This window comes from Streptomyces sp. NPDC038213 (assembly GCF_055600495.1).
On record NZ_JBVJYM010000001.1, the window covers coordinates 468,646 to 491,017 of the forward strand.

21 protein-coding genes are annotated in these 22,372 nt (G+C 73.5%); 9 read left to right on the forward strand and 12 right to left on the reverse strand.

Annotation, left to right across the window (positions count from 1 at the left end; all coding sequences use genetic code 11):
• Positions 1–11: 11 nt before the first annotated feature.
• The 7 genes from ACZ7JZ_RS02190 to ACZ7JZ_RS02220 are packed head-to-tail and all read right to left on the reverse strand — an operon-like array spanning position 12 to position 7,609.
• On the reverse strand, positions 12–2,486 hold the full coding sequence (locus ACZ7JZ_RS02190; RefSeq protein ID WP_470932194.1) for an NADH-quinone oxidoreductase subunit G: 2,475 nt from the start codon (positions 2,484–2,486) through the stop codon (positions 12–14).
• The gene (gene nuoF, locus ACZ7JZ_RS02195) at positions 2,483–3,859 is read right to left on the reverse strand and encodes an NADH-quinone oxidoreductase subunit NuoF (protein WP_470932196.1); all 1,377 of its coding nucleotides are present in this window, start codon (positions 3,857–3,859) and stop codon (positions 2,483–2,485) included. Before nuoF ends, ACZ7JZ_RS02190 begins: the two co-directional genes overlap by 4 nt.
• Positions 3,859–4,602: an NADH-quinone oxidoreductase subunit NuoE gene (gene nuoE, locus ACZ7JZ_RS02200; RefSeq protein WP_470932198.1), complete on the reverse strand. Its 744-nt coding sequence runs from the start codon at positions 4,600–4,602 to the stop codon at positions 3,859–3,861. The genes nuoF and nuoE overlap by 1 nt, the downstream gene beginning before the upstream one ends.
• Positions 4,599–5,954, reverse strand: a complete 1,356-nt coding sequence (locus ACZ7JZ_RS02205) for an NADH-quinone oxidoreductase subunit D (protein WP_470932200.1) — start codon at positions 5,952–5,954, stop codon at positions 4,599–4,601. Before ACZ7JZ_RS02205 ends, nuoE begins: the two co-directional genes overlap by 4 nt.
• Complete coding sequence (locus ACZ7JZ_RS02210; RefSeq protein WP_470932202.1) at positions 5,954–6,685, reverse strand: NADH-quinone oxidoreductase subunit C; 732 nt, start codon at positions 6,683–6,685, stop codon at positions 5,954–5,956. Before ACZ7JZ_RS02210 ends, ACZ7JZ_RS02205 begins: the two co-directional genes overlap by 1 nt.
• Complete coding sequence (locus tag ACZ7JZ_RS02215; RefSeq protein WP_470932204.1) at positions 6,682–7,236, reverse strand: NuoB/complex I 20 kDa subunit family protein; 555 nt, start codon at positions 7,234–7,236, stop codon at positions 6,682–6,684. Before ACZ7JZ_RS02215 ends, ACZ7JZ_RS02210 begins: the two co-directional genes overlap by 4 nt.
• Positions 7,237–7,249: 13 nt before the next feature.
• Positions 7,250–7,609, reverse strand: a complete 360-nt coding sequence (locus tag ACZ7JZ_RS02220; RefSeq protein WP_003992243.1) for an NADH-quinone oxidoreductase subunit A — start codon at positions 7,607–7,609, stop codon at positions 7,250–7,252.
• Positions 7,610–8,363: 754 nt separating this feature from the next.
• Here ACZ7JZ_RS02220 and ACZ7JZ_RS02225 point away from each other — a divergent pair.
• Positions 8,364–9,233, forward strand: coding sequence for a C40 family peptidase (locus tag ACZ7JZ_RS02225; RefSeq protein WP_470932206.1), 870 nt, complete (start codon positions 8,364–8,366; stop codon positions 9,231–9,233).
• A 139-nt stretch (positions 9,234–9,372) separates the two neighbouring features.
• On the opposite strand, the gene ACZ7JZ_RS02230 is transcribed toward ACZ7JZ_RS02225, so the two are convergent.
• Positions 9,373–10,446, reverse strand: a complete 1,074-nt coding sequence (locus tag ACZ7JZ_RS02230; RefSeq protein ID WP_470932208.1) for a hypothetical protein — start codon at positions 10,444–10,446, stop codon at positions 9,373–9,375.
• Positions 10,447–10,611: 165 nt separating this feature from the next.
• Here ACZ7JZ_RS02230 and ACZ7JZ_RS02235 point away from each other — a divergent pair, with 165 nt between their 5' ends.
• The 3 genes from ACZ7JZ_RS02235 to ACZ7JZ_RS02245 all read left to right on the forward strand — a co-directional run bounded on the left by ACZ7JZ_RS02235 (position 10,612) and on the right by ACZ7JZ_RS02245 (position 14,308).
• Positions 10,612–12,303, forward strand: coding sequence for a peptidoglycan-binding protein (locus ACZ7JZ_RS02235; RefSeq protein ID WP_470932210.1), 1,692 nt, complete (start codon positions 10,612–10,614; stop codon positions 12,301–12,303).
• Positions 12,300–12,995: an ABC transporter ATP-binding protein gene (locus ACZ7JZ_RS02240; protein WP_470932212.1), complete on the forward strand. Its 696-nt coding sequence runs from the start codon at positions 12,300–12,302 to the stop codon at positions 12,993–12,995. Before ACZ7JZ_RS02235 ends, ACZ7JZ_RS02240 begins: the two co-directional genes overlap by 4 nt.
• Before the next feature lie 110 nt (positions 12,996–13,105).
• Positions 13,106–14,308: an ABC transporter permease gene (locus ACZ7JZ_RS02245; protein WP_470932214.1), complete on the forward strand. Its 1,203-nt coding sequence runs from the start codon at positions 13,106–13,108 to the stop codon at positions 14,306–14,308.
• 113 nt (positions 14,309–14,421) lie between these two features.
• Here the strand turns inward: ACZ7JZ_RS02245 and ACZ7JZ_RS02250 are convergent, their stop codons facing one another.
• Positions 14,422–15,705 (reverse strand): geranylgeranyl reductase family protein, encoded by a 1,284-nt coding sequence (locus ACZ7JZ_RS02250; RefSeq protein ID WP_470932216.1) that lies wholly within the window; start codon positions 15,703–15,705, stop codon positions 14,422–14,424.
• Between the two features lie 101 nt (positions 15,706–15,806).
• Here ACZ7JZ_RS02250 and ACZ7JZ_RS02255 point away from each other — a divergent pair, with 101 nt between their 5' ends.
• Entirely contained in the window at positions 15,807–16,310 is a 504-nt protein-coding gene (locus ACZ7JZ_RS02255) for a GNAT family N-acetyltransferase (protein ID WP_470932218.1), read from the forward strand.
• A gap of 95 nt (positions 16,311–16,405) precedes the next feature.
• Here ACZ7JZ_RS02255 and ACZ7JZ_RS02260 read toward each other — a convergent pair whose 3' ends face one another.
• Positions 16,406–17,833 (reverse strand): helix-turn-helix transcriptional regulator, encoded by a 1,428-nt coding sequence (locus ACZ7JZ_RS02260; protein ID WP_470932220.1) that lies wholly within the window; start codon positions 17,831–17,833, stop codon positions 16,406–16,408.
• A 153-nt stretch (positions 17,834–17,986) separates the two neighbouring features.
• On the opposite strand from ACZ7JZ_RS02260, the gene ACZ7JZ_RS02265 reads away from it, so the two are divergent.
• The 4 genes from ACZ7JZ_RS02265 (at position 17,987) to ACZ7JZ_RS02280 (ending at position 20,567) form a co-directional block, all read left to right on the forward strand.
• Entirely contained in the window at positions 17,987–18,211 is a 225-nt protein-coding gene (locus tag ACZ7JZ_RS02265) for a hypothetical protein (protein ID WP_470932222.1), read from the forward strand.
• A gap of 218 nt (positions 18,212–18,429) precedes the next feature.
• Entirely contained in the window at positions 18,430–18,678 is a 249-nt protein-coding gene (locus ACZ7JZ_RS02270) for a hypothetical protein (protein WP_470932224.1), read from the forward strand.
• 47 nt (positions 18,679–18,725) lie between these two features.
• A complete protein-coding gene (locus tag ACZ7JZ_RS02275) occupies positions 18,726–19,646 on the forward strand; it encodes an aegerolysin family protein (RefSeq protein ID WP_470932226.1) in 921 nt (306 codons plus the stop codon).
• Positions 19,647–19,703: 57 nt separating this feature from the next.
• Positions 19,704–20,567: a ribosome-inactivating family protein gene (locus ACZ7JZ_RS02280; protein WP_470932228.1), complete on the forward strand. Its 864-nt coding sequence runs from the start codon at positions 19,704–19,706 to the stop codon at positions 20,565–20,567.
• Between the two features lie 87 nt (positions 20,568–20,654).
• Here ACZ7JZ_RS02280 and ACZ7JZ_RS02285 read toward each other — a convergent pair whose 3' ends face one another.
• Together ACZ7JZ_RS02285 and ACZ7JZ_RS02290 are read right to left on the reverse strand one after the other, a co-directional pair.
• Positions 20,655–21,566 (reverse strand): glutaminase, encoded by a 912-nt coding sequence (locus ACZ7JZ_RS02285; RefSeq protein ID WP_470932457.1) that lies wholly within the window; start codon positions 21,564–21,566, stop codon positions 20,655–20,657.
• 20 nt (positions 21,567–21,586) lie between these two features.
• Positions 21,587–22,282, reverse strand: a complete 696-nt coding sequence (locus ACZ7JZ_RS02290) for a demethylmenaquinone methyltransferase (RefSeq protein WP_470932230.1) — start codon at positions 22,280–22,282, stop codon at positions 21,587–21,589.
• Positions 22,283–22,372 lie beyond the last annotated feature (90 nt).

Genomic DNA, 22,372 nt, shown 5'->3' on the forward strand with positions numbered 1-22,372 from the left:
GAGGGGCTCGGTCACGGCCGCACCTCCGGCTCCGCGGCGGGCTGGGGCAGTTCGGCCGGGCCGATCCGGACGAGGGTGCCGGGGCGGGCGCCGGTGTCGGAGAGGACCCCGGAGCCGGTCGAGTTCAGCGGGAGCCAGACCACGCGGTCGGGCATCTCGGTGACCTGGAGGGGGAGCACGGTCCGCCCGGCCGGGCCGGTGACCGCCAGCGGGTCGCCGTCCTTGACCCCGGTCTCGGCGGCCGTGGCGGCGGAGAGGCGGACGGTCGCCGGGTGGCGGGTGCCGGCCAGGGCCTCGTCGCCCTCCTGGAGCCGGCCGAGGTCGAGCAGCAGGCGGTGGCCCGCGAGCACGGCCTCGCCGGCGGCGGGCCGGGGCGCGGGGCGCCCGTCCGCGGTGGAGTGCGCGGCCCGCTCCCCCGCCCAGGTGCCGAGCCGGTCCAGTTCGGCGCGGACGGCGTGCACGTCGGGCAGGTACAGCGGCCGGTCGGCGGCGTCCGCGAGCATGTGCAGCACCCGCGTGTCGGACGGGGCCAGCGGACGGGTCATCTGGTCGGGCTTGAGGGCCGCCTCGAAGGGCCGCATCCGGCCCTCCCAGTTGAGGAAGGCGCCGGCCTTCTCGGCCACCGCCGCCACCGGCAGCACCACGTCGGCCCGCTCGGTCACGGCGCCGGGCCGCAGCTCCAGCGAGACCACGAAGGCCTCGCGCAGGGCCACCCGGGCCCGCTCCGGGTCGGGCAGGTCGTCCACGTCGACCCCGCCGACGACCAGCGCGCCGAGTTCGCCGGAGGCGGCTGCCTCCACGATCTGGCCGGTGTCGCGGCCGTAGCGGTGCGGGAGTTCGTCCAGCCCCCACAGACCGGCGACCTCCTCGCGGGCGCGCGGGTCGGTGGCCGGCCGGGCGCCGGGCAGCAGCGAGGGCAGGGCCCCCGCCTCCACCGCGCCGCGCTCGCCGGCCCGGCGCGGGATCCACACCAGGTCGGCGCCGGTGGCGGCGGCCGTCCGGACCGCCGCGGTGAGCGCGCCGGGGACGGCGGCGAGCCGCTCGCCGACGACGATCACGGCGCCGGGCAGGCGCAGGGCCTCGGCGGCGGCGTGCCCGCCCTCCTCCAGGCCGGTGCGGGAGGCCAGGGCGTCGAGCCATGCGGTCTCGGTGCCGGGTGCGGCCGGCAGCAGGGTGCCGCCCGCCTTCTCCAGGCCCCGGGTCGCGAAGGGGGCGAGGGCGAAGGTCCGCTGCTTGTGCTTGCGGTGGGCCTTGCGCAGCCGCAGGAAGACCCCGGGGGCCTCCTCCTCGGCTTCGATCCCGGCGAGCAGCACGGCGGGGGCGGCTTCGAGGGAGGTGTACGTGACCCCGGTCCCGCCGAGGTCGTGGCCGCGGCCCGCGACCGCGGCGGCCAGGAAGTCGGCCTCCTCGGCGCTGTGGACCCGGGCCCGGAAGTCGATGTCGTTGGTGTCGAGCACGACCCGGGCGAACTTGGCGTAGGCGTAGGCGTCCTCGACGGTGACCCGGCCGCCGGTGAGCACGGCCGCCCCGGCGCCCGCGGTGCGGGCGGCGGCCAGTCCGCGGGCGGCGGCCTCCAGGGCCTCGGGCCAGCTCGCCGGCTCCAGGACCCCTTCGGCGCTGCGGACGAGCGGGGTGGTGAGCCGGTCCGGGCGCTGGGCGTACCGGAAGGCGAACCGGCCCTTGTCGCAGACCCACTCCTCGTTGACCTGCGGGTCCTCGGCGGCCAGCCGGCGCAGGACCTTGCCGCGCCGGTGGTCGGTACGGGTGGCGCAGCCGCCGGAGCAGTGCTCGCACACGCTCGGGGAGGAGACCAGGTCGAAGGGGCGGGAGCGGAACCGGTAGGCGGCGGAGGTGAGGGCGCCGACCGGGCAGATCTGGATGGTGTTCCCGGAGAAGTACGACTCGAAGGGGTCGCCCTCGCCGGTGCCGACCTGCTGGAGGGCGCCGCGCTCGACGAGCTCGATCATCGGGTCGCCCGCGACCTGGTTGGAGAAGCGGGTGCAGCGGGCGCAGAGCACGCACCGCTCGCGGTCGAGGAGGACCTGCGTGGAGACCGGTACGGGCTTCTCGTAGGTCCGCTTCCTGCCCTCGAAGCGGGAGTCGGCGTTGCCGTGCGACATGGCCTGGTTCTGCAGGGGGCACTCGCCGCCCTTGTCGCAGACCGGGCAGTCCAGCGGGTGGTTGATGAGCAGCAGCTCCATCACTCCGCGCTGGGCCTTGTCGGCCACGGGCGAGGTCAGCTGGGTCTTGACGACCATGCCGTCGGTGCAGGTGATGGTGCAGGAGGCCATGGGCTTGCGCTGGCCCTCGACCTCGACGATGCACTGGCGGCAGGCGCCGGCGGGGTCGAGGAGGGGGTGGTCGCAGAACCGGGGGATCTCGACGCCGAGCTGCTCGGCGGCCCGGATGACCAGCGTGCCCTTGGGCACGGAGATCTGGACGCCGTCGATGGTCAGCGTGACCAGGTCCTCGGCGGGGGCGGTCATGCGGTCACCTCCGTGTCGGCCCAGAGGGTCGACTTGCTGGGGTCGAAGGGGCAGCCCTGGCCCCTGATGTGCTGCTCGTACTCGGCGCGGAAGTACTGGAGCGAGGAGAAGATGGGGCTCGCGGCCCCGTCGCCGAGGGCGCAGAAGGACTTGCCGTTGATGTTGTCGGCGATGTCGTTCAGCTTGTCGAGGTCGGACATCACGCCCTTGCCCGCCTCGATGTCGCGGAGCAACTGCACGAGCCAGTAGGTGCCTTCGCGGCAGGGCGTGCACTTGCCGCAGGACTCGTGGGCGTAGAACTCGGTCCATCGGGTGACCGCGCGGACCACGCAGGTGGTCTCGTCGAAGCACTGCAGGGCCTTGGTGCCGAGCATCGAGCCGGCGGCGCCGACCCCCTCGTAGTCGAGGGGCACGTCGAGGTGCTCGTCGGTGAACATCGGGGTGGAGGAGCCGCCGGGGGTCCAGAACTTCAGCCGGTGGCCGGGGCGCATCCCGCCGCTCATGTCGAGGAGCTGGCGCAGGGTGATGCCGAGGGGGGCCTCGAACTGCCCGGGGTTGGCCACGTGCCCGCTGAGCGAGTAGAGCGTGAAGCCGGGGGACTTCTCGGTGCCCATCGACTTGAACCAGTCCTTGCCGCGGTTGAGGATCGCGGGAACCGAGGCGATGGACTCGACGTTGTTCACCACGGTGGGGCAGGCGTAGAGGCCCTCCACGGCGGGGAAGGGGGGCCGCAGCCGGGGCTGGCCGCGCCGGCCCTCGAGGGAGTCGAGGAGGGCGGTCTCCTCGCCGCAGATGTACGCGCCCGCGCCCGCGTGGACGGTGATGTCGAGGTCGAGGCCGCTGCCCAGGATGTCCTTGCCGAGGAGCCCGGCCTCGTAGGCCTCGCGTACGGCCTCGTGCAGGCGCCGCAGGACGGGGACCACCTCGCCGCGCAGGTAGATGAACGCGTGCTGCGAGCGGATCGCGTAGCAGGCGATGATCATTCCCTCGATGAGGGAGTGCGGGTTGGCGAAGAGGAGGGGGATGTCCTTGCAGGTGCCCGGCTCGGACTCGTCGGCGTTCACGACGAGGTAGTGCGGCTTGTTGTCGCCCTGCGGGATGAACTGCCACTTCATCCCGGTGGGGAAGCCGGCGCCGCCGCGGCCGCGCAGGCCGGAGTCCTTGACGTACGCGATCAGGTCGTCGGGGCTCATGGCGAGGGCCTTGCGCAGTCCCTCGTAGCCCTCGTGGCGCCGGTAGGTCTCCAGGGTCCAGGACCGCGGGTCGTCCCAGAAGGCCGACAGCACGGGGGCGAGGAGCTTGTCCGGGCTGGTGCCGCCCCCGGGCTGGGGCCGGGAGGGGCCCCCGTCGTTGAGTTCGGAGGTCACCGTCATCACTCCCCTCCTTGGGTTCCGGACTCGCCCCGCGGGTGGACGATCGTGGTCTGCACGGACTCGCCGCGGGCGATCCGCAGGCCCACCAGGGAGGCGGGGCCGGCGCCGCCGCTCGCCTCGACGGCGCCCTCGCGCGCGTCGGGGAAGCCCGCGAGGATCCGGGCGGTCTCCTTGTACGAGCACAGGGGCGCGCCCCGGGTCGGCTCCACGGGGCGGCCGGCGCGCAGGTCGTCGACGAGGGCCTTCGCGGACTCGGGGGTCTGGTTGTCGAAGAACTCCCAGTTGACCATCACCACGGGGGCGAAGTCGCAGGCCGCGTTGCACTCGATGTGCTCGAGGGTGACCTTGCCGTCCTCGGTGGTCTCGTTGTTGCCGACCCCGAGGTGCTGCTTGAGCTCGTCGAAGATGGCGTCGCCGCCCATGACCGCGCACAGGGTGTTCGTACAGACACCGACCTGGTAGTCGCCCGAGGGCTTGCGGCGGTACATCGTGTAGAAGGTCGCCACCGCGGTGACCTCGGCGGTGGTCAGGCCCAGGGTCTCGGCGCAGAAGCGGATGCCGGTGCGCGAGACGTGGCCCTCCTCGGACTGCACGAGGTGCAGCAGGGGCAGCAGCGCGGAGCGGCTGTCGGGGTAGCGGGCGATGATCTCGCGGGCGTCCGCCGCCAGGCGTTCCCGTGCCTCCTGCGGGAACTCGGGGGCGGGGAGCTGCGGCATCCCGAGGCTGATCTGCTGGTCGGTCATCGGTCGACGCCTCCCATCACGGGGTCGATGGAGGCGACGGCGACGATGACGTCGGCGACCTGGCCGCCCTCGCACATCGCGGCCATGGCCTGCAGGTTGGTGAAGGACGGGTCGCGGAAGTGGACCCGGAAGGGGCGGGTGCCGCCGTCGGAGACCACGTGGGCGCCCAGCTCCCCCTTGGGGGACTCGACGGCCGCGTAGGCCTGTCCGGCGGGGACCCTGAAACCCTCGGTCACCAGCTTGAAGTGGTGGATGAGGGCTTCCATGGAGGTGCCCATGATGTTCTTGATGTGGTCGAGGGAGTTGCCGAGCCCGTCGGGTCCCATGGCCAGCTGGGCGGGCCAGGCGATCTTCTTGTCGGCGACCATGACCGGTCCGGGCTCCAGCCGGTCCAGGCACTGCTCGACGATCCGCAGGGACTGGCGCATCTCCTCCAGGCGGATCAGGAACCGCCCGTACGAGTCGCAGGTGTCGGTGGTCGGCACGTCGAACTCGTAGGTCTCGTACCCGCAGTAGGGGTCGGTCTTGCGCAGGTCGTGCGGGAGGCCGGCGGAGCGGAGGATCGGGCCGGTGGCGCCGAGGGCCATGCAGCCCGTGAGGTCGAGGTGGCCGACGTCCTGCATGCGGGCCTTGAAGATGGGGTTGCCGGTGGCGAGCTTGTCGTACTCCGGCAGGTTCTTCTTCATCGTCTTGACGAACTCGCGGAGCTGGTCGACGGCGCCCGGGGGGAGGTCCTGGGCGAGGCCGCCGGGGCGGATGAACGCGTGGTTCATGCGCAGGCCGGTGATCAGCTCGTAGACGTCGAGGATGAGTTCGCGGTCCCGGAACCCGTAGATCATGATCGTGGTCGCGCCCAGCTCCATGCCGCCGGTGGCGATGCACACCAGGTGGGAGGAGAGCCGGTTGAGCTCCATGAGGAGCACGCGGATGACGCTGGCGCGGTCGGGCACCTGGTCGGTGATGCCGAGCAGCTTCTCCACGCCGAGGCAGTACGCGGCCTCGTTGAAGAAGGGGGTCAGGTAGTCCATGCGCGTGACGAAGGTGGTGCCCTGCGTCCAGGTCCGGTACTCGAGGTTCTTCTCGATGCCGGTGTGCAGGTAGCCGATGCCGCAGCGGGCCTCGGTGACCGTCTCGCCGTCGATCTCCAGGATCAGGCGGAGCACGCCGTGGGTGGAGGGGTGCTGCGGGCCCATGTTGACGACGATGCGCTCGTCGTCGGCCTTGACCGCGGAGCGGACGACCTCGTCCCAGTCCCCGCCGGTGACGGTGTAGACGGTGCCCTCGGTGGTTTCGCGGGCGGACGCGTGGGCGTCCGTGCCGGAGTCCGGGCGGCTGTCGTGGTGGGTGGACATCAGCTGTACGACCTCCGCTGGTCGGGAGCCGGGATCTGGGCGCCCTTGTACTCGACGGGGATGCCGCCGAGCGGGTAGTCCTTGCGCTGCGGGAAGCCCTGCCAGTCGTCCGGCATCATGATCCGGGTGAGGGCCGGGTGCCCGTCGAAGACCAGGCCGAAGAAGTCGTAGGCCTCGCGCTCGTGCCAGTCGTTGGTCGGGTAGACCGAGACGACGGACGGGATGTGCGGGTCGCTGTCGGGGGCCGAGACCTCCAGCCGGATCAGCCGGCCGTGGGTGAGCGAGCGCAGGTGGTAGACGGCGTGCAGCTCGCGGCCCTTGTCCCCGGGGTAGTGGACCCCCGAGACGCCGGTGCACAGTTCGAAGCGCAGGGCGGGGTCGTCGCGCAGGGTGCGGGCCACCCGCAGCAGGTGCTCGCGGGCGATGTGGAAGGTGAGCTCCCCGCGGTCGACCACCGTCTTCTCGATGGCGTTGCCGGGGACCAGGTCCTGCTCCTCCAGGGCGCCTTCGAGCTCGTCCGCCACCTCGTCGAACCAGCCGCCGTACGGGCGGTTGGCGGGTCCGGGCAGCGCCACGGTGCGGACCAGGCCGCCGTAGCCGGAGGTGTCGGCGCCGGACTGGGCGCCGAACATCCCGGTGCGGACCCCGATGACCTCGCCGCCGGCCTGGCTGCGGGGGGCGGGGACGCCGGTCCCCGACTCGTCCGCGGTGGGGGTGTGGGAGTCGCTCACCGGAGCAGCCCCTTCATCTCGATGGTGGGAAGTGCCTTGAGGGCCGCCTCCTCCGCCTCGCGGGCGGCTTCTTCCCGGTTCACGCCGAGCTTGGAGCTCTGGATCTTCTGGTGGAGCTTGAGGATCGCGTCCATCAGCATCTCGGGCCTCGGCGGGCAGCCGGGGAGGTAGATGTCGACCGGCACGATGTGGTCGACGCCCTGGACGATCGCGTAGTTGTTGAACATGCCGCCGGAGGAGGCGCACACGCCCATGGAGATGACCCACTTGGGGGCGGGCATCTGGTCGTAGACCTGCCGCAGCACCGGCGCCATCTTCTGGCTGACGCGGCCGGCGACGATCATCAGGTCGGCCTGGCGCGGGGAGCCGCGGAAGACCTCCATGCCGAAGCGGGCCAGGTCGTAGCGGCCGGCGCCGGTGGTCATCATCTCGATGGCGCAGCAGGCGAGGCCGAAGGTGGCGGGGAAGACCGACGACTTGCGCACCCAGCCCGCGGCCTGTTCGACCGTGGTCAGCAGAAAGCCGCTCGGCAGCTTCTCTTCGAGTCCCATGTCAGTGAAGCCCCTAGTCCCATTCCAGGCCGCCGCGCCGCCACACGTACGCGTAGGCAACGAAGACGGTGAGCACGAAGAGCAGCATCTCGACGAGCCCGAAGATCCCCAGGGCGTCGAACGTGACGGCCCAGGGGTAGAGGAAGACGATCTCGATGTCGAAGACGATGAAGAGCATCGCCGTCAGGTAGTACTTGATGGGGAAGCGACCACCGCCGGCCGGCGTGGGAGTGGGTTCGATACCGCACTCGTACGCCTCAAGCTTGGCCCGGTTGTACCGTTTTGGGCCGATTAGCGTGGCCATGACCACGGAAAAGATCGCAAACCCTGCCCCGAGGGCGCCGAGCACGAGGATGGGCGCGTAGGCATTCACGCTCCTCGCTCCTTCCAGTCGTCCTTGACCGTTGGACCGCAACTCGCTCGGCACATGTCCCGCCTCGCGAAGATCGTGCACATGTGAGGCAGTTCACAAGCCGGACTGCTGCGCATCCTATGCCCGTCCCTCTGTGATCTGCGACACGGGTGACGCCAAGGACTTTGTGATCTCCACCACCTGACGAACGATCATGAAGTCCGATGAGCGGTGATCTTCACACCCGAAGCACACACATGATCACCAAAGGTGACATCCGGGGGTGTCTGTGCAGGTGGAAAGCGGTGTCGCACTATCAAACGTTGTTCACTGCATGCAAATTGGCCACACGGCTTGAATGGTGGTACGGGAATGCGCTTCGCCCGCCCGGGGGACCCCGCGGGGACCGAAGTGGACGCCGTCGGGCGGGCGGCACCGGACGGCGAGTGCGTGCGCGCGTTCACGAGCCGGGGGGAGGCGGAGGCGCCCGGCTCGGAGCTGTCCGGATTCCGCGATGTCGTTGTGACCTGCGCCACACGGGAGGCAGGGCCGCAAAAGAGGGCTTGGCCATCCGTCCCGGTCGATGGTAGGCACCTGCCCAATTCGGACTTATTGCGGAAACCCCTTGATCACAGGCTTATGAGGGGCTGTCCGTTTCGTCCGTTACGGCGTCAATAAGGCATCCGGAGCGCCCGGTTCAGGCCAATCCGCGGCAACTGTGGCGCAGGCCACGTTTCTTGATGGAAACCACAACCCCCTGATAGCGGTTGTTCCTATGTCCCATACCGCTCACATACCCAGCCACCGGAAGCCCCGCCGCAGCGCCTCGAAGCTCGCGGTCCGCGCCGGAGTTGCCGGTGGCGTCCTCAGCACCCTGGCGATGGCCGGGCCGGCGAGCGCCGCGCCGTCGTCGGACGCCCGGACCGAGACCATCGAGATGCCGGTCCTGGACCTGGACCTGGCCGCGCAGGTCTCCTCCGCCGTCACGCAGTCCGCGGACGACGCCAAGGCCCGCGCCCTCGACACCGAACTCTCCGCGCTGGAGCGTTCGGCCGAGAAGAGCGCCGCCACCACCGCGAAGAAGGCCAAGGCCGCCGCCGAGGTCAAGGCCGAGGCCGAGAAGCAGGCCCAGGCCACCGCTCAGGCCGAGGCCCAGCGTGCCGAGACCGCCGCGCGCGCCTCCCGGAGCAAGGTCCGCTCCACCCTCGGCGACGGCGGGGGCTCCTCCCCCTCCGCGGACGAGGGCACCGCCGGCGACAGCGGCTCCAACAGCAGCTCCCGCGCCGGCAGCTCCGCCGCCGCCAAGGTCGTGAACTTCGCGCTCGCGCAGGTCGGCAAGGCCTACGTCCGCGGCGCCACCGGCCCCTCGGCCTTCGACTGCTCGGGCCTCGTACAGAGCGCCTTCCGCCAGGCCGGCGTGAAGCTCCCCCGCATCTCGTACGACCAGTCCAGCCGCGGCACCGCCGTCTCCCTGAGCAACCTCAAGCCGGGCGACCTCCTGTACTGGGGCGGCCGCAGCAGCTCGTACCACGTGGCCATCTACGTGGGCAACGGCCAGTACGTGGGTGCCCAGAACCCGTCCGCGGGCGTGGCCAAGCACTCCATGAACTGGGACCGTCCGGACGGCGCCGTGCGCATCCTCTGACGGACCCCGGTCGCGGAGCGGCTGCCCGGCCCGGCTCCGGACCGCGGCGAAAGGGCCGGTACTCCCCCGCTCGGGGGCGGAGTACCGGCCCTTCGTCCGTTTCCGGCGGAATGCCGGGTACGGGGGGCCGTACGGTGCGTCAGGAGAGCCCGGCCGCCGTGCGGAAGCGGCTCTCGCGCTGCCGCTCGTACGCCGCCAGCGTCTCCGCGTGCTTCTCGACGAGCCGCCGCTGGTACGCGCCCTCCACGGCCGCCCACACGCCGACGAGGTTCACCTCCCGCTTGCAGGCCACGTCCCGGGTCGCCGCCGCCACCGCCGCCGGGCCGCCGGGGTCGGCGTCCAGGCCGAGCCGCTCGGGCGCCTCGTACGGGTCGGCCAGGCCCTGGTACCCGTACCGGCCCATGCACGCCGACCACTTCGCCAGCACCGCCTCGACGCGCGCGTCCCGGCGGGCCCGGGTGTGGGCCTCCGCGGCCAGCCCGAAGGCGAAGAGCAGGTCCACGCTGTCCTCGCGCGGCGCGTACAGCTTGCGGTAGCTCTCGCGCAGGCAGCCGCCCGGCGGCACCCTGCGGCCCCCCACGCTGATCCCGCTGTCGACGCGGGCCGCCTCCTCCTCCGTCCGCGGGTCCGGCCCGGTGCCGCCCCGGGCGCCGGGGCGCTCTCCGTGCAGGACCGTGCGGGCGCTGTCGCTCAGCGGGGGTTCGGGGCGGCGGGCCGGGGGCGCGGCGCCGGCCTCGCGGTCGTAACCGTGCGCGGCGGCGTGGGCGGGGTCGGCGAGGCCGTAGAGGTAGCGGTGGCGGTCGGCGCGGCCGCCGGCCGCGGTCGGCGCGGCTGCGGTGCGGCGGGAGGGCGGGGGCTCGTACGCGAAGCCGAAGCGGCTCATGCAGCGGGTGACCAGGCGCTGCTGGGCCGCCGCCATCCGGGCGGCCTCCTCCTCCGTGTCCTCGTACGCGTCGAGGGGGAGCGCGAGCGAGGCGGTCGGCGGGTTCACGGCCACCGGGCCGAGCGGGGGCGGGCCGCCGTCCTCCGCGCCTGCGCCGCCGCCCCCGCCGGTGCAGCCGGTCGCGGCGGCGGCGAGCAGCGCGAGCAGCAGGGCGGCGACCGCCGGGGCCCGGCGGGCGGCGCGGGGCCGGGGGTGGCTCCGGGTCCGGGTCCCGGTCCGGACCCGGGGCCGGCTGCGGGGGCGGCGTACGTCCACTGCGCTCTTCCTCACCGTCTGCGTCTGCGTGTGCGTCTGCGTCTGCGTCGTTCTGCCGGGGCGGGCTCTCCGCGGGGCCGTCGGAGTCAACGGCCCGGCGCGGTGCGGCGCAAGTAGACAACCGGCCTGGCTGGTACGGCACTTGTTCGATTCGGGAGGCGGTTCCTAGGATGCGCCTTCATGCCGAAGGATGCGCTCGTGCGCGGGCGGCGCGTCGTCTACGGGATCGCCGCGGGAGCCGCGCTCATGACCACCGGCGGGCTGCTGGCCACCGCCCTGGTCGCCTCCCCCGCCCAACTCGCCGCCCGGGCCCGCCCGCCCGTACAGGAACCGCTGACCGCCGCGGTGGAGCGGCGGGTGCTGGCCGAGACCGTGGTGATGCGGGGGGCCGTGGTCGCCGACCAGAGCGTGGAGGTGGCGCCGCCGCCCGCGGCTGCGGGGGCGGGCGGGGCCGCCGTGGTGACCCGGCTCCCGCTGCGGCCGGGGGACCCCGTGCGGCCCGGCGCTCTGCTCGCGGAGGTCTCCGGCCGGCCGGTCTTCGCGCTGCCGGGCGCACTGCCGGGGTACCGGGACCTGCGGCCGGGGGCGGAGGGCGCGGACGTGGCCCAGCTCCAGCGGGCCCTGCGCGCCCTGGGCCACCGCACGGCCCCCGACCGCCCCGGCCGCTTCGGCCCCGGCACGGAATCGGCCCTCGCGTCCCTCTACCGGGCCGCGGGCTACCCCCCGGTCCCGGCCGTCCCGGACGGCGGCGAGGCCGTCCGCACCGCCCAGGATGCGGTACGGGAGGCCCGCTGGACCCTGGAAGACGCCACCGCCGCCGCCCGCACGGCCCGCACCCCCCGCCCCCCGGCCGGGGACGGGGATGCGCCTGCGGACGATGACGCCGACAGCGACGACCGGGACGAGGACGGAGACACATCCCCCGCCCCGAACCCGGACGACAAGACCGCCCCGGCCTACACGACCGCCAACTCCCCCCACAGCGAGGCCCCGCCCCCGACACCCACAGCAACTCCAGCCCGCGCGGCGATGGGGCGCGGGGCCGGGGGCCGGGTGGCGGTGTACGGGAGGGGGGACGTGGCGGCGGCGGACCGGGCGGTGGCGCGGGCGCGCCAGGGCCTGGCGGCCGCCCGCGCCCGGCTCGCCGCGGCGGAGGCGGCGGCCGGCCCCATGCTGCCCGCAGCCGAGGCGGTGTTCCTGCGCACGTTCCCGGCCCGGGTCGGCTCGGTCGGCGCCCGGCTCGGCGGCCCCGTGGCGGGCCCGCTGCTCACGCTCTCCGCTGGCGAACTCCTCGTGGAGGCCTGGCTCAAGGAGGACCGCAGGCGGCTGCTGCGCCCCGGGATGCGGGTGCTGGTCTCCTCCGAGGTGCTCGGCCGCGAGGTCCGCGGCCGGGTGGTGCTCGTCGCCGGGGAGCGGTCCGCGGGTCAGCGGGACCCGGCGGGCGCCGCCGCCGGGTCAGCCGGTACGGGGCGGGAGGCGGCGCCCGGCGCCGCGGCGGCCGCCCCCGTGGACCTCGGCTACCGGATGCTCGTACGCCCCGACGCCCCGCTGCCGGCGGGCTTCGCCGGGCAGGACGTACGGCTGACCGTGGAGGCCGCGGCGACGGACGGGGAGGCGCTGGTGGTGCCGGTGACCGCCGTGTCGGCGGGCGCGGACGGGCGTACGGCGGTCACCGTGCTCCCGGCGGCCGGGGCGGACGGCAGCCCCGGCCCGCCGGGGGCCGGCGGGACCGGGCGCCGGGTGGAGGTGCGTACGGGCACCAGCGGGAACGGGTACGTGGAGGTCGTACCGGTGGTGGCCGGTTCGCTGGCCGAGGGGGCCCGGGTCGTCACCGGGACCGCGGGCCCGGCCGCCGGGGGCGGGGGCGGGTGAACGTCATCGAGTTCCGCGGGGTGGGGCTGACGTACCCCGGCCCGCCCCCGGTCGAGGCGCTCGCGGACTGCGATCTGGGCGTGGGCCGGGGGGAGTTCGTGACCGTGGTCGGGCCCTCGGGCTCGGGGAAGTCCACCTTCCTGAACGTGGCCGGGCTGCTCGACGCGCCCACCCGCGGGCGGTACCTGCTCGACGGGATCGACACGGGGACACTGCCGGAGCGCGAGCGGGCGGCGCTGCGCGGACGCCGGATCGGGTTCGTCTTCCAGTCCTTCCACCTGCTGCCGCAGCGCAGCGCGCTGGAGAACGTCGCCCTCGCCCTGCTCTACACCGGGGTACGGCGTGCCGAACGGGCCGCGCGCGCACGGGAGTCGCTGGAGCGGGTCGGTCTCGGCCACCGCGCGCACGCCGTGCCGGGGCACCTGTCCGGTGGGGAGCGGCAGCGGGTCGCGGTGGCCCGCGCCCTGGTGGGCCGGCCGTCGCTGCTGCTGTGCGACGAGCCGACCGGCAACCTGGACTCGGCGAGCGCGGCCTCCGTCCTCGGCCTGCTCCGGGACCTGAACGCGGCCGGGATGACGGTCCTGGTGATCACCCACGACCCCGCGGTCGCCGCCCTGGGCACCCGTACCCTCCACCTCCGCGACGGCCGCCTGACGGAACCGCAGCCCGCCCCCGCCCGGCCCCCGCGGTGACCCGGCGGACGGACGCGGGCGCGACGACGGACCGGGCGGGCGCAGCCGGGGCCACCGAGCCGCACCCCGCTGTCTGTCCCCCGGCCCCCGTCCCGCGGACGCGGTTCCGGGTGGGGGACGTGTGGGGGGAGGCGCTGGCCGGGATGGTGCGCAGGCCCGGGCGGGCCGGGCTGACGGCGCTCGGGACCGTGCTCGGGGTCGGCAGTTTCGTGGCGGTCCTCGGGCTGACCGCAACCGTGTCCTCGCAGATCGACTCCCGCTTCGACGCGCTGGCCGCCACCTCCGTGACGGTCGAGGACGTGGCCGGGCGGCAGGACGAGTTCGCCGGACCCGGTTTCCCCGCCGACGCCGAGCGGCGGATCCGGGTGCTGGCGGGGGTGGAGCACGCGGGGGTGCTGTGGCCGGTGCGCCCGGCCCCCGGCACCTCGGCCGTGCCCGGGGGCGGGTACGGGTCCGGCGGCCCGGCGGAGTCCGGCGGCGGTCCGGAACTGGTGGCCGCCTCGCCGGGCGCGGTCCGGGCCTTGGCCCCCCGGCTGCTCCAGGGGCGCCTGTACGACGAGTTCTCCGAGCGCACCCGCCAGCGGGTCGCCGTACTCGGCGCCGGGGCCGCGGCCCGGCTCGGGATCAGCACCCTGGCCACCCGCCCCGCCGTGTTCATCGGCGGGGAGCCGTTCACCGTGGCCGGGATCCTGGACGACGTACAGCGGCAGCCCGAGCACCTGCTCTCGGTGCTCGTCCCGCGGGCCACGGCGGCCGAGCTGTGGGGTCCGCCGGGGCCGGGGGCGGCCCGCATGCTGGTGTCCACCCGGCCGGGCGCGGCCCGCCAGATCGCCGACCTGGCCCCGCGGGCGCTGCGGCCCGACCGGCCCGAGCACCTGAGGGCCGTACCGCCGCCCGACCCGAAGGCGCTGCGCTCGGCGGTCACCTCGGACCTGGGCTCGCTGTTCCTGCTGCTCGCCGGGGTCTGCCTGGCCGTCGGGGCGCTCGGCATCGCGAACACCACGCTGGTGGCGGTGCTGGAGCGCACCGGGGAGATCGGGCTGCGCCGTGCGCTGGGCGCGCGCGGGCGGCACGTCGCCGTGCAGTTCCTCGCCGAATCGGCGGCGCTGGGCGGCCTCGGCGGGCTGGTCGGCACCTCGCTGGGGGTGCTGGCCGTGGTCGGGGTGTCCGCGGCCCAGGGCTGGACCCCGGCGGTCCCCCCGCTCCTGGTCGCCGCGGCCCCCGCGACGGGCGCCCTGACGGGCATCCTCGCCGGCCTCTACCCGTCCCTCCGCGCCGCCCGCATCCCCCCGGCGGAGGCCTTGCGCCGGTAGGCGGGCCGGGGGCGGGAGGATGCGGGCGGGAGGACGTACGAACGGCCCCCGCCCCGGCACAGCGATCCCGCGCCGCGCCGGAACTCCGACGCGGGCGCCGGGACTTCCGGGCCTCAGGCCTTCGGGGCCACCTTCGTCAGGCCGTTGATGATGCGGTCCATCGCGTCGCCGCCTGCCGGGTCGGTCAGGTTGGCCAGCATCTTCAGGGTGAAGCGCATCAGCATGGGGTGGGTCAGGCCGCGCTGGGCGGCGATCTTCATGACCTTCGGGTTGCCGATCAGCTTCACGAAGGCGCGGCCCAGGCTGTAGTAGCCGCCGTAGGTCTCCTTGAGGACCTTCGGGTAGTTGTGCAGGGCCAGTTCGCGCTGGGCGGGGGTGGCGCGGGCGTGGGCCTGGACGATGACGTCCGCGGCGATCTTGCCGGACTCCATCGCATAGGCGATGCCCTCGCCGTTGAACGGGTTGACGAGCCCGCCCGCGTCGCCGACGAGCAGCAGGCCCTTGGTGTAGTGCGGCTGCCGGTTGAAGGCCATCGGCAGGGCCGCGCCGCGGATGGGCTGGGTCATGTTCTCGGGGGTGTAGCCCCAGTCCTCCGGCATGGAAGCGCACCAGGCCTTGAGGACCTCGCGCCAGTCCAGCTCCTTGAAGGCGGCGGAGGAGTTGAGGATGCCCAGGCCGACGTTGGAGGTGCCGTCTCCCATGCCGAAGATCCAGCCGTAGCCGGGCAGCAGCCGGTCCTGCGCGCCGCGCCGGTCCCACAGCTCCAGCCAGGACTCCAGGTAGTCGTCGTCGTGGCGGGGCGAGGTGAAGTACGTGCGGACGGCGACGCCCATCGGGCGGTTCTCCATCCGGTGCAGCCCCATCGCCAGGGACAGCCGGGAGGAGTTGCCGTCGGCGGCGACCACGAGCGGGGCGCGGAAGACGGCGGCGGTCTTCTCCTCGCCGAGCTTCGCGTGCACGCCGGTGATCCGCCCGGTGCGCTCGTCGCGGACCGGCTCGCCGACGTTGCAGCGCTCGTACAGCCGCGCGCCCGCCTTCTGCGCCTGCCGGGCCAGCGTCTCGTCGAAGTCGTCGCGCTTGCGCACCAGCCCGTAGTCCGGGAAGGAGGCCAGCTCGGGCCAGTCCAGCTCCAGCCGGACCCCGCCGCCGATGATCCGCAGGCCCTTGTTGCGCAGCCAGCCGGCCTCTTCGGAGACGTCGATGCCCATGGCGACGAGCTGCTTGGTGGCGCGCGGGGTCAGGCCGTCGCCGCAGACCTTCTCGCGGGGGAAGGCGGTCTTCTCCAGCAGCAGGACGTCGAGTCCGGCCTTGGCCAGGTAGTACGCGGTGGTCGAGCCGGCGGGCCCGGCTCCGACGACGATCACATCAGCGGTGTGCTCGGAGAGGGGCTCGGTCACTGCGGAATCTCCCGGAGGCTCGAAATTCGGGGGGTGCCAAGGCACGGGACATGGGCAGTCTATGCAGCGAACCGTGATCACCACCGAGAAGGGCCCGCCCCATGACCACCCTGCTCCCCGCCGTCCAGCTGCGCGTGCCGACCGAGGAGGACGCGTACGCCTGGCACCGGATCTTCGCCGACCCCGAGGTCATGGAGTTCCACGGCGGCGCCCCGGCGGAACTCTCGGTCTACGAGGAGCTCACGGCGCGCCAGCGGATGCACGACGCGCGACTGGGCATCTGCCTGTGGACCCTGCTCGACGACGCGGGTGAGGCCGTCGGGTTCACCGGCGCGCAGCCGTGGCCGCACGACTGGGGTCCGGTCGGCCGGATCGAGATCGGCTGGCGGCTGGCCCGCCCGCACTGGGGCCGCGGGTACGTCACCGCGGCGGCCCGCGAAACCCTCGACCGGGTCAGGGCGGCCGGGATACCGGAGGTGGTCGCGATGATCGACGACCGCAACTCCCGCTCGGTGGCGGTGGCGGAGCGGCTCGGCATGGACCTGGCCGAAACCTTTCCGCTGAGCGGGGGGCGGACGGGGCGGCGGTACGACCTGACGCTGTAGGGGGCTGCACTGGGCTGTCGGGGGGTGGCGGCAGGGGGTGCGGACTCCCCCGGCGGGCGCCGCGGACGGGATTCGTGACGCCCCCCGGGGTTTCGTCACGCGCCGGGGGAATCCCCGGACCGGGACGGGTCCGTCTTGCGGCGGGCCCGGTACGCGCGCGAGCGGCAGGACGCCGAGCAGTGGCGTGCGGGCCGGCCTGTGGCCGGGCGACCGGCGCCGGAACCCGGCAGCGGACCACCGCAGCCGACGCAGCCGGGCCCATCGGGCGCCGGGGGCTCGGGCACGGGCTCGGATGCGGGCTCGGATGCGGCCGCCCTGGGTACGGGCCCGGGTGCCGCACCGGACGCTGGGCCGGGTGCCGCCCCGGACCCGGCACCGGCGGCCTCGCCAGGGGTTTCCGCCCCGGATCCCGTACGGCCTTCCGTGCGCGCCTCCGTACGGCCCGTACCGCCTGGGCTCCGGCCCGGCGGGCCCTGTCGGGCCGGCTTGTCCGCCAGCCCCGCCATCCCCGTCAGCCCCTGCCGTTCCGCGATCACGCCCGCCTGGAAGCGGCTGTGCGCGCCCAGGCCCAGCATCAGTTCCGATACGTGCCTGCGGCAGGTGCGCAGGGAGATGCCGAGCCGCCGGGCGATGGAATCGTCCTTCAGGCCCTTGGCCAGCAGCGTCAGGATGCTCTGCCGGACGGTCTCCGAGATGTCGTGCGCGGCCTGCGGGCCCGTCGCGAAGGGGGTGGCGTACTCCCAGTCGCGGCGGAACACGTCGAGCAGGTAGCCGAGCAGGTCCGGTTCGCGGATCAGCAGGGCCCCGCCCGAGCGGGCCGGCAGGAAGGCCAGCTCCGCGTCGACCACGATCATCTGCGGGAGCACCTCCGGCTGGGTGCGGATCTCCGCCCCGGCCGCGATCAGCCGCTCCGCGTGCGCCCGCGTCGCCGGGTCGAAGCGGGTCGCGTGCTGGTACAGGCTGCGCATCCGCACGCCCCGCTCCAGCAGGGCGAGGTCTCGCGGTAAGGCCTCGCGCAGGGCCGCCTCCGGGAAGGAGCCGCCGTGCTTGGACACCAGCACCTCGCTGCGGCAGCCGTCGATCACCTCGGTCAGGAGGGTGCGTACGGCGAACTGGTCCGGCAGGTGGTCGATGGTCCCCTGCGGGAAGGCGTGCCGCCGCGCCTGGAGGTAGACCGGCATCAGGCCGGTGAACTCGTCGCGCTGCCGCTGGAGTTGCTCCCTGCGGGCCCGGAGCTCCTCCTCCTGCGCCCGCAGGGCCGCCTCGGGCTCCGCCAGGAGCTGCGCCCCCGCCGCCTGCGGGCTGACCGCCCGCCAGCCGCGCCCCTCCGGCTGGAGGAGCAGCGCGTGCGCCAGCGCGCGGACCGCCTCCCGGCACTCCGGCTCCCCGAGCCCGGTCTCGGCGGCGGCCCTCGCGAGGGATTCCGGTTCGAGTCCGCCGTGGACGAGGGTCCACCGGTACAGCACGAGCTCCGCGTGACCGACGCCGGACGGTCCCGTACCCGCGTGCGCGTCCGTCTCCACCGCTTGCCTCCTAAAGGTGCATGGCACACAGATGATCCCTTCCGGGCCTGCCGGTGTCACGTCCGGTCCTGGCAGAGTCATGGCCATCGGGGGTTGCGGCTGCGACCGACCATCGCGCCGCCCGCCAACGTCCTTCACCACAGAGGAGTTGTCGTGAGCACCAAGACCGTTCGTACGACCGTTGCACTCGCCGTCGCCGGCCTGGCCTGGCTGGGTGGCGGGATCCCGTCCGCCGCACACGCCGACGCCCCGGTCGCGGGAGGCATCACCCTTCCGTTCGAGGACAACGGGAACGGGAACGGCAGCGGAAACGGCCGGAACTGCACGGTGACCACGGCCTGGGGCAACTCGCTCTGCCCCGGCAAGCCCCTCGACTGAGACCGCCCGGGCAACCGGGTGTGGGGGCGGCGGGTTCCATCCGCCGCCGGTTGGGTGGATGCGGGCCCGCACCCCGCTGCCGTGAGTGGCCTCTCTTTCTTCTCTCCTCCCTTTTCTCCTTCCCTTCCTTCCTTTCTCTTGTCCCCCTCCAGGCCCGGGCAGGGCCCTGCTCCGCCCTGCCCTTATCCGGCCTGCCCCCGTCCACCGAAAGGACCCCCATGAGAACCCGCAACCGTGCCCGTACGGCCGCCACCGCAGCCGGTACGGCCCTCGCCGCAGCCCTCCTGACCCTCGCCGGATCCTCCGCGGCCCAGGCCGCACCCGCCGGATACAAGGTCTACGGCGGCTCGTACAACACCTTCCAGCAGTGCGTGGAGGCCGGCTCGCTCAGCGTCGGGCTCGGCTTCTACAGCCGCTACGAGTGCAACTCCGAGTGGGGCAAGTTCGCCCTCTACTACGTCGACTGACCGACCGCAGGCCCCTCCCGAAGCCAGAAGCCCGAAAGGAACCCCTCGTGAACACGCACCGCAAGACCGCGGCCCGCTGGTCGGTCGCCGCCTCCGTACTGACCGCCGTCGCCTCCGGCGCCGTCCTCCTCGCCCCGGCCGCCCAGGCCGCGGGGCCCGCCGCCCCGGCCCCGCAGCCGGCGGCGGAGGCCGCGCCGTTCGCGGCCGCCGGCTCGGCCCGCAGCACGGACGTGATCTTCTACAACAACACCAACTCGCACCTGACGCGGATCTCGTCCTCGCTGCCGCACGGCTGCTGGAAGAACGACGGTCTGCCCACCGACTACATCGCCAAGAAGATCACGGCGACCTGGGGCAGCCGGTCCTGCGGGATGGCCACCGGCACCGAGGGCACGGTGACCTACCAGATCACGGGCACCGACAAGCAGGTCAAGGTGCACTGGAACAACCCGTACTTCGGCAGCAACTCGTACAGCTGCGAGGCCCCCTGGGACTACTCGTGCAGCAAGTCGGGCGGCAAGGGCGACAACGCCACCGTCTCCTTCACCCTGTCCGGCGGCCCGTCCGCGCTCGCCGCCAGGACCGGGAAGGCCCAGAAGGGCGAGTTCGGCGTGCTGGCGGACCGCAGCACCAAGGTCCGGCTGGTCAACTCCACCGGCACCGCGCTCGCCCGCATCGGCGCGGGCCTGCACCACGGCATCTGGACCGGCGACCGGCTGCCCCCCTCGCTGATCAACCCGTCGGCCTCGGGCAACTGGGAGAGCGAGTCCGAGGGGTTCATGACCGGCACCGAGGGCTACGCCGACTACCAGATGGCGGGCGGCGGCAAGATCACCGTGCGCTGGAACAACCCGTACTACGGCAAGAACACGTACGAGTGCATCACCCCGCCCAACGTGAGCTGCAGCCGCACCGGCGGCAGCGGGGACAACACCTCGACGACCTTCACCGTCTGGAAGAACTCCTGACCGCGGCAGCAGCCCGCACCCTCCACCCCTCCCGCACCGCACCCTGAGGACACCACCATGCGCAAGACCCTGCCCATAGCCGCCACCTGCCTGGCCCTGCTGGCCGTCCCCGCCACCGCGGCCATGGCCTCCGGCGCCTTCGCCGCCGGCCCCCCGCCGGCCGCCGCCCCGGCCGCGATCCAGCAGGTCCCGGTCCACAGCTACAACTTCAACCTCAACGCCTCGGACATGCGTGCCGAGTACCGCGCGTACATCAACTGGATCCGCACCTCGGTCGGGGCGCCGTTCCGCGGAACCGGCAGCAGCGCCGTCTACGAGACCCGGACGGGCAACGACCTGCTCGCCGTGAACATCAGCACCCCGAGCGGCCAGGTGACCGTCTACCTGACCCGGGACAACCTCTTCGTCCGCGGCTTCGGAGTCGCCAACAACCCGATGGTCATCCGCTTCAACGACGGGGACTTCAACCTCGGCCAGGCACTCGGCCGCAACGCCAGCAACCTGGGCCACACCGGAAACTACGGCGACCTGAACGCCGGGAACGCCAACCAGCGGACCCTGGACGTCAACCGCGCCCGGGCGATCACCATGGTCGACCGGCTGCGCGCCTTCGCCCAGAACCCCGGCCACAGCACGAACGACCTGCGCGAGGCCCTGGTGTACACGATCGGGATGCTCTCCGAGGGTCCGCGCCTGCGGGACATCGAGCGCCGGTTCGCCGAGGGCCTCCGCTCACAGAGCACGATCACCGAAGGCGAGGCACGGCAGGAGACCTCCTGGAGCGCCGCCTCCCGCTTCATGTACCAGGAGACGAACAACACGAACCCGGCGGACATCCGGTTCGGGGACAACACGCTGCGGAACTGGGAGGACGGGGCCAAGGAGATCGGCCTGCTCCTCGTCACCCGCAAGTTCGGCTGAGCCGGCGCCCTCCCGCTGCCCGCACCGAGGCCCTTCCGCCCCCCGTCGGAAGGGCCTCGGCCCGCGTCGGGGGAGCGGGAAGCAGCTCTAGAAGACCGACAGTCCCGTCAGCGTCGTGAAGCGGTCCAGGGCCGCGACCCCCGCGACCGAGTTCCCGCGGGCGTCGAGCCCGGGGCTCCACACGCACAGGGTGCAGCGGCCCGGGACCACGGCGACGATGCCGCCGCCGACCCCGCTCTTGCCGGGCAGGCCCACGCGGTACGCGAAATCGCCCGCCGCGTCGTACGTACCGCAGGTCAGCATCACGGCGTTGACCTGCTTGGCCTCGCTGCGGGTCAGCAGGCGGGCGCCGTCGGCGAGCACCCCGTGCCGGGCCAGGAAGCCGGCGGCGCGGGCCAGGTCGGCGCAGCTGGTGCGGATCGAGCACTGCCAGAAGTAGTGGTCGAGGAGGGCCGGTACGGGCCCGGTGATATTGCCGTACGAGGCCATGAAGTGGGCCAGGGCGGCATTGCGGTCCCCGTGCGCGGACTCGGAGGCGGCGACCTCCGGGTCGAAGGCCAGGTCCGGGTTGCCGCTCTCGCGCCGCAGGAACTCCAGGAGCTCGCTGCTCGCGTCGCCGGTCCAGGTCTGGAGCCGGTCGGTGACGACGAGCGCGCCCGCGTTGATGAACGGGTTGCGCGGGATGCCGTTCTCGTACTCCAGCTGCACCAGGGAGTTGAAGGGGTTGCCGGAGGGCTCGCGGCCCACGTGCTCCCACAGGCTGTCCCCGCCGTGCGCGAGGACCAGCGCCAGCGTGAACACCTTCGTGATCGACTGGGCGGAGAAGGGGACCTGCCAGTCGCCCACCCCGTGGACCGTGCCGTCCAGTTCGGCGATGGCCATGCCGAAGCGGCCGGGGTCCACGTTCGCGAGCGCCGGGATGTACGCCGCGGGCTCCCCGCTGCCGGCCAGCGGGGCCACGTCGTACGCGATCTGCTCCAGGACGGCCTGGTAGTCCACCTTCTCCACGGCGCCTGCCGCTACGCGGACTTGAACCCGCGGTGCAGGGCCACGACCCCGCCCGTCAGGTTGCGCCAGGCCACCTTCGACCAGCCGGCCTTCTGGAGCAGCGCCGCCAGCTCCGGCTGGTCCGGCCACTCGCGGATGGACTCGGCGAGGTAGACGTACGCGTCGGGGTTGGAGGACACCGCGCGGGCCACCGGCGGCAGGGCCCGCATCAGGTACTCGGTGTAGACGGTCCGGAAGGGGGCCCAGGTCGGCTGCGAGAACTCGCAGATCACCACCTGGCCGCCCGGCTTCGTCACCCGGTACATCTCGCGCAGCGCGCCCTCGGTGTCCTGCACGTTGCGCAGCCCGAAGGAGATCGTGACGGTGTCGAAGACCCCGTCCTTGAACGGCAGCTTCGTGGCGTCGCCCGCGGTCAGCGGCATCCAGGCGTGCTTCTTCTTGCCCTCCAGCAGCATGCCGAGGGAGAAGTCGCAGGGCACGACGTACGCGCCCGTGCGCGCGAAGGGCTGCGAGGAGGTCGCCGTACCCGCCGCCAGGTCCAGCACCTTCTGCCCGGGGCGCGCGTCGACCGCCTTGGCGACCTCCCCGCGCCACAGCCGGGCCTGCCCGAGGGACAGCACGTCGTTGGTGAGGTCGTAATTCGCGGCGACTCCGTCGAACATGGAGGCGACTTCGTGCGGCTGCTTGTCCAGGGATGCGCGGGTCACCGGGGTTCGGCCTCGCAGATGTCGGGTACGGGCGCACGGGGCGCCGCGCACGTCGCGGTCGGTTCCGCCCCATTCTCGCAGGCCGCGTCC

What these genes read in the sequence shown, in the direction of transcription:
- ACZ7JZ_RS02190 (WP_470932194.1), bottom strand. Translation starts at nt 2,486, where the DNA reads ATGACCGCCCCCGCCGAGGACCTGGTCACGCTGACCATCGACGGCGTC.
- nuoF (WP_470932196.1), bottom strand. Translation starts at nt 3,859, where the DNA reads ATGACGGTGACCTCCGAACTCAACGACGGGGGCCCCTCCCGGCCCCAG.
- nuoE (WP_470932198.1), bottom strand. Translation starts at nt 4,602, where the DNA reads ATGACCGACCAGCAGATCAGCCTCGGGATGCCGCAGCTCCCCGCCCCC.
- ACZ7JZ_RS02205 (WP_470932200.1), bottom strand. Translation starts at nt 5,954, where the DNA reads ATGTCCACCCACCACGACAGCCGCCCGGACTCCGGCACGGACGCCCAC.
- ACZ7JZ_RS02215 (WP_470932204.1), bottom strand. Translation starts at nt 7,236, where the DNA reads ATGGGACTCGAAGAGAAGCTGCCGAGCGGCTTTCTGCTGACCACGGTC.
- ACZ7JZ_RS02225 (WP_470932206.1), top strand. Translation starts at nt 8,364, where the DNA reads ATGTCCCATACCGCTCACATACCCAGCCACCGGAAGCCCCGCCGCAGC.
- ACZ7JZ_RS02235 (WP_470932210.1), top strand. Translation starts at nt 10,612, where the DNA reads ATGCCGAAGGATGCGCTCGTGCGCGGGCGGCGCGTCGTCTACGGGATC.
- ACZ7JZ_RS02255 (WP_470932218.1), top strand. Translation starts at nt 15,807, where the DNA reads ATGACCACCCTGCTCCCCGCCGTCCAGCTGCGCGTGCCGACCGAGGAG.
- ACZ7JZ_RS02270 (WP_470932224.1), top strand. Translation starts at nt 18,430, where the DNA reads ATGAGAACCCGCAACCGTGCCCGTACGGCCGCCACCGCAGCCGGTACG.
- ACZ7JZ_RS02280 (WP_470932228.1), top strand. Translation starts at nt 19,704, where the DNA reads ATGCGCAAGACCCTGCCCATAGCCGCCACCTGCCTGGCCCTGCTGGCC.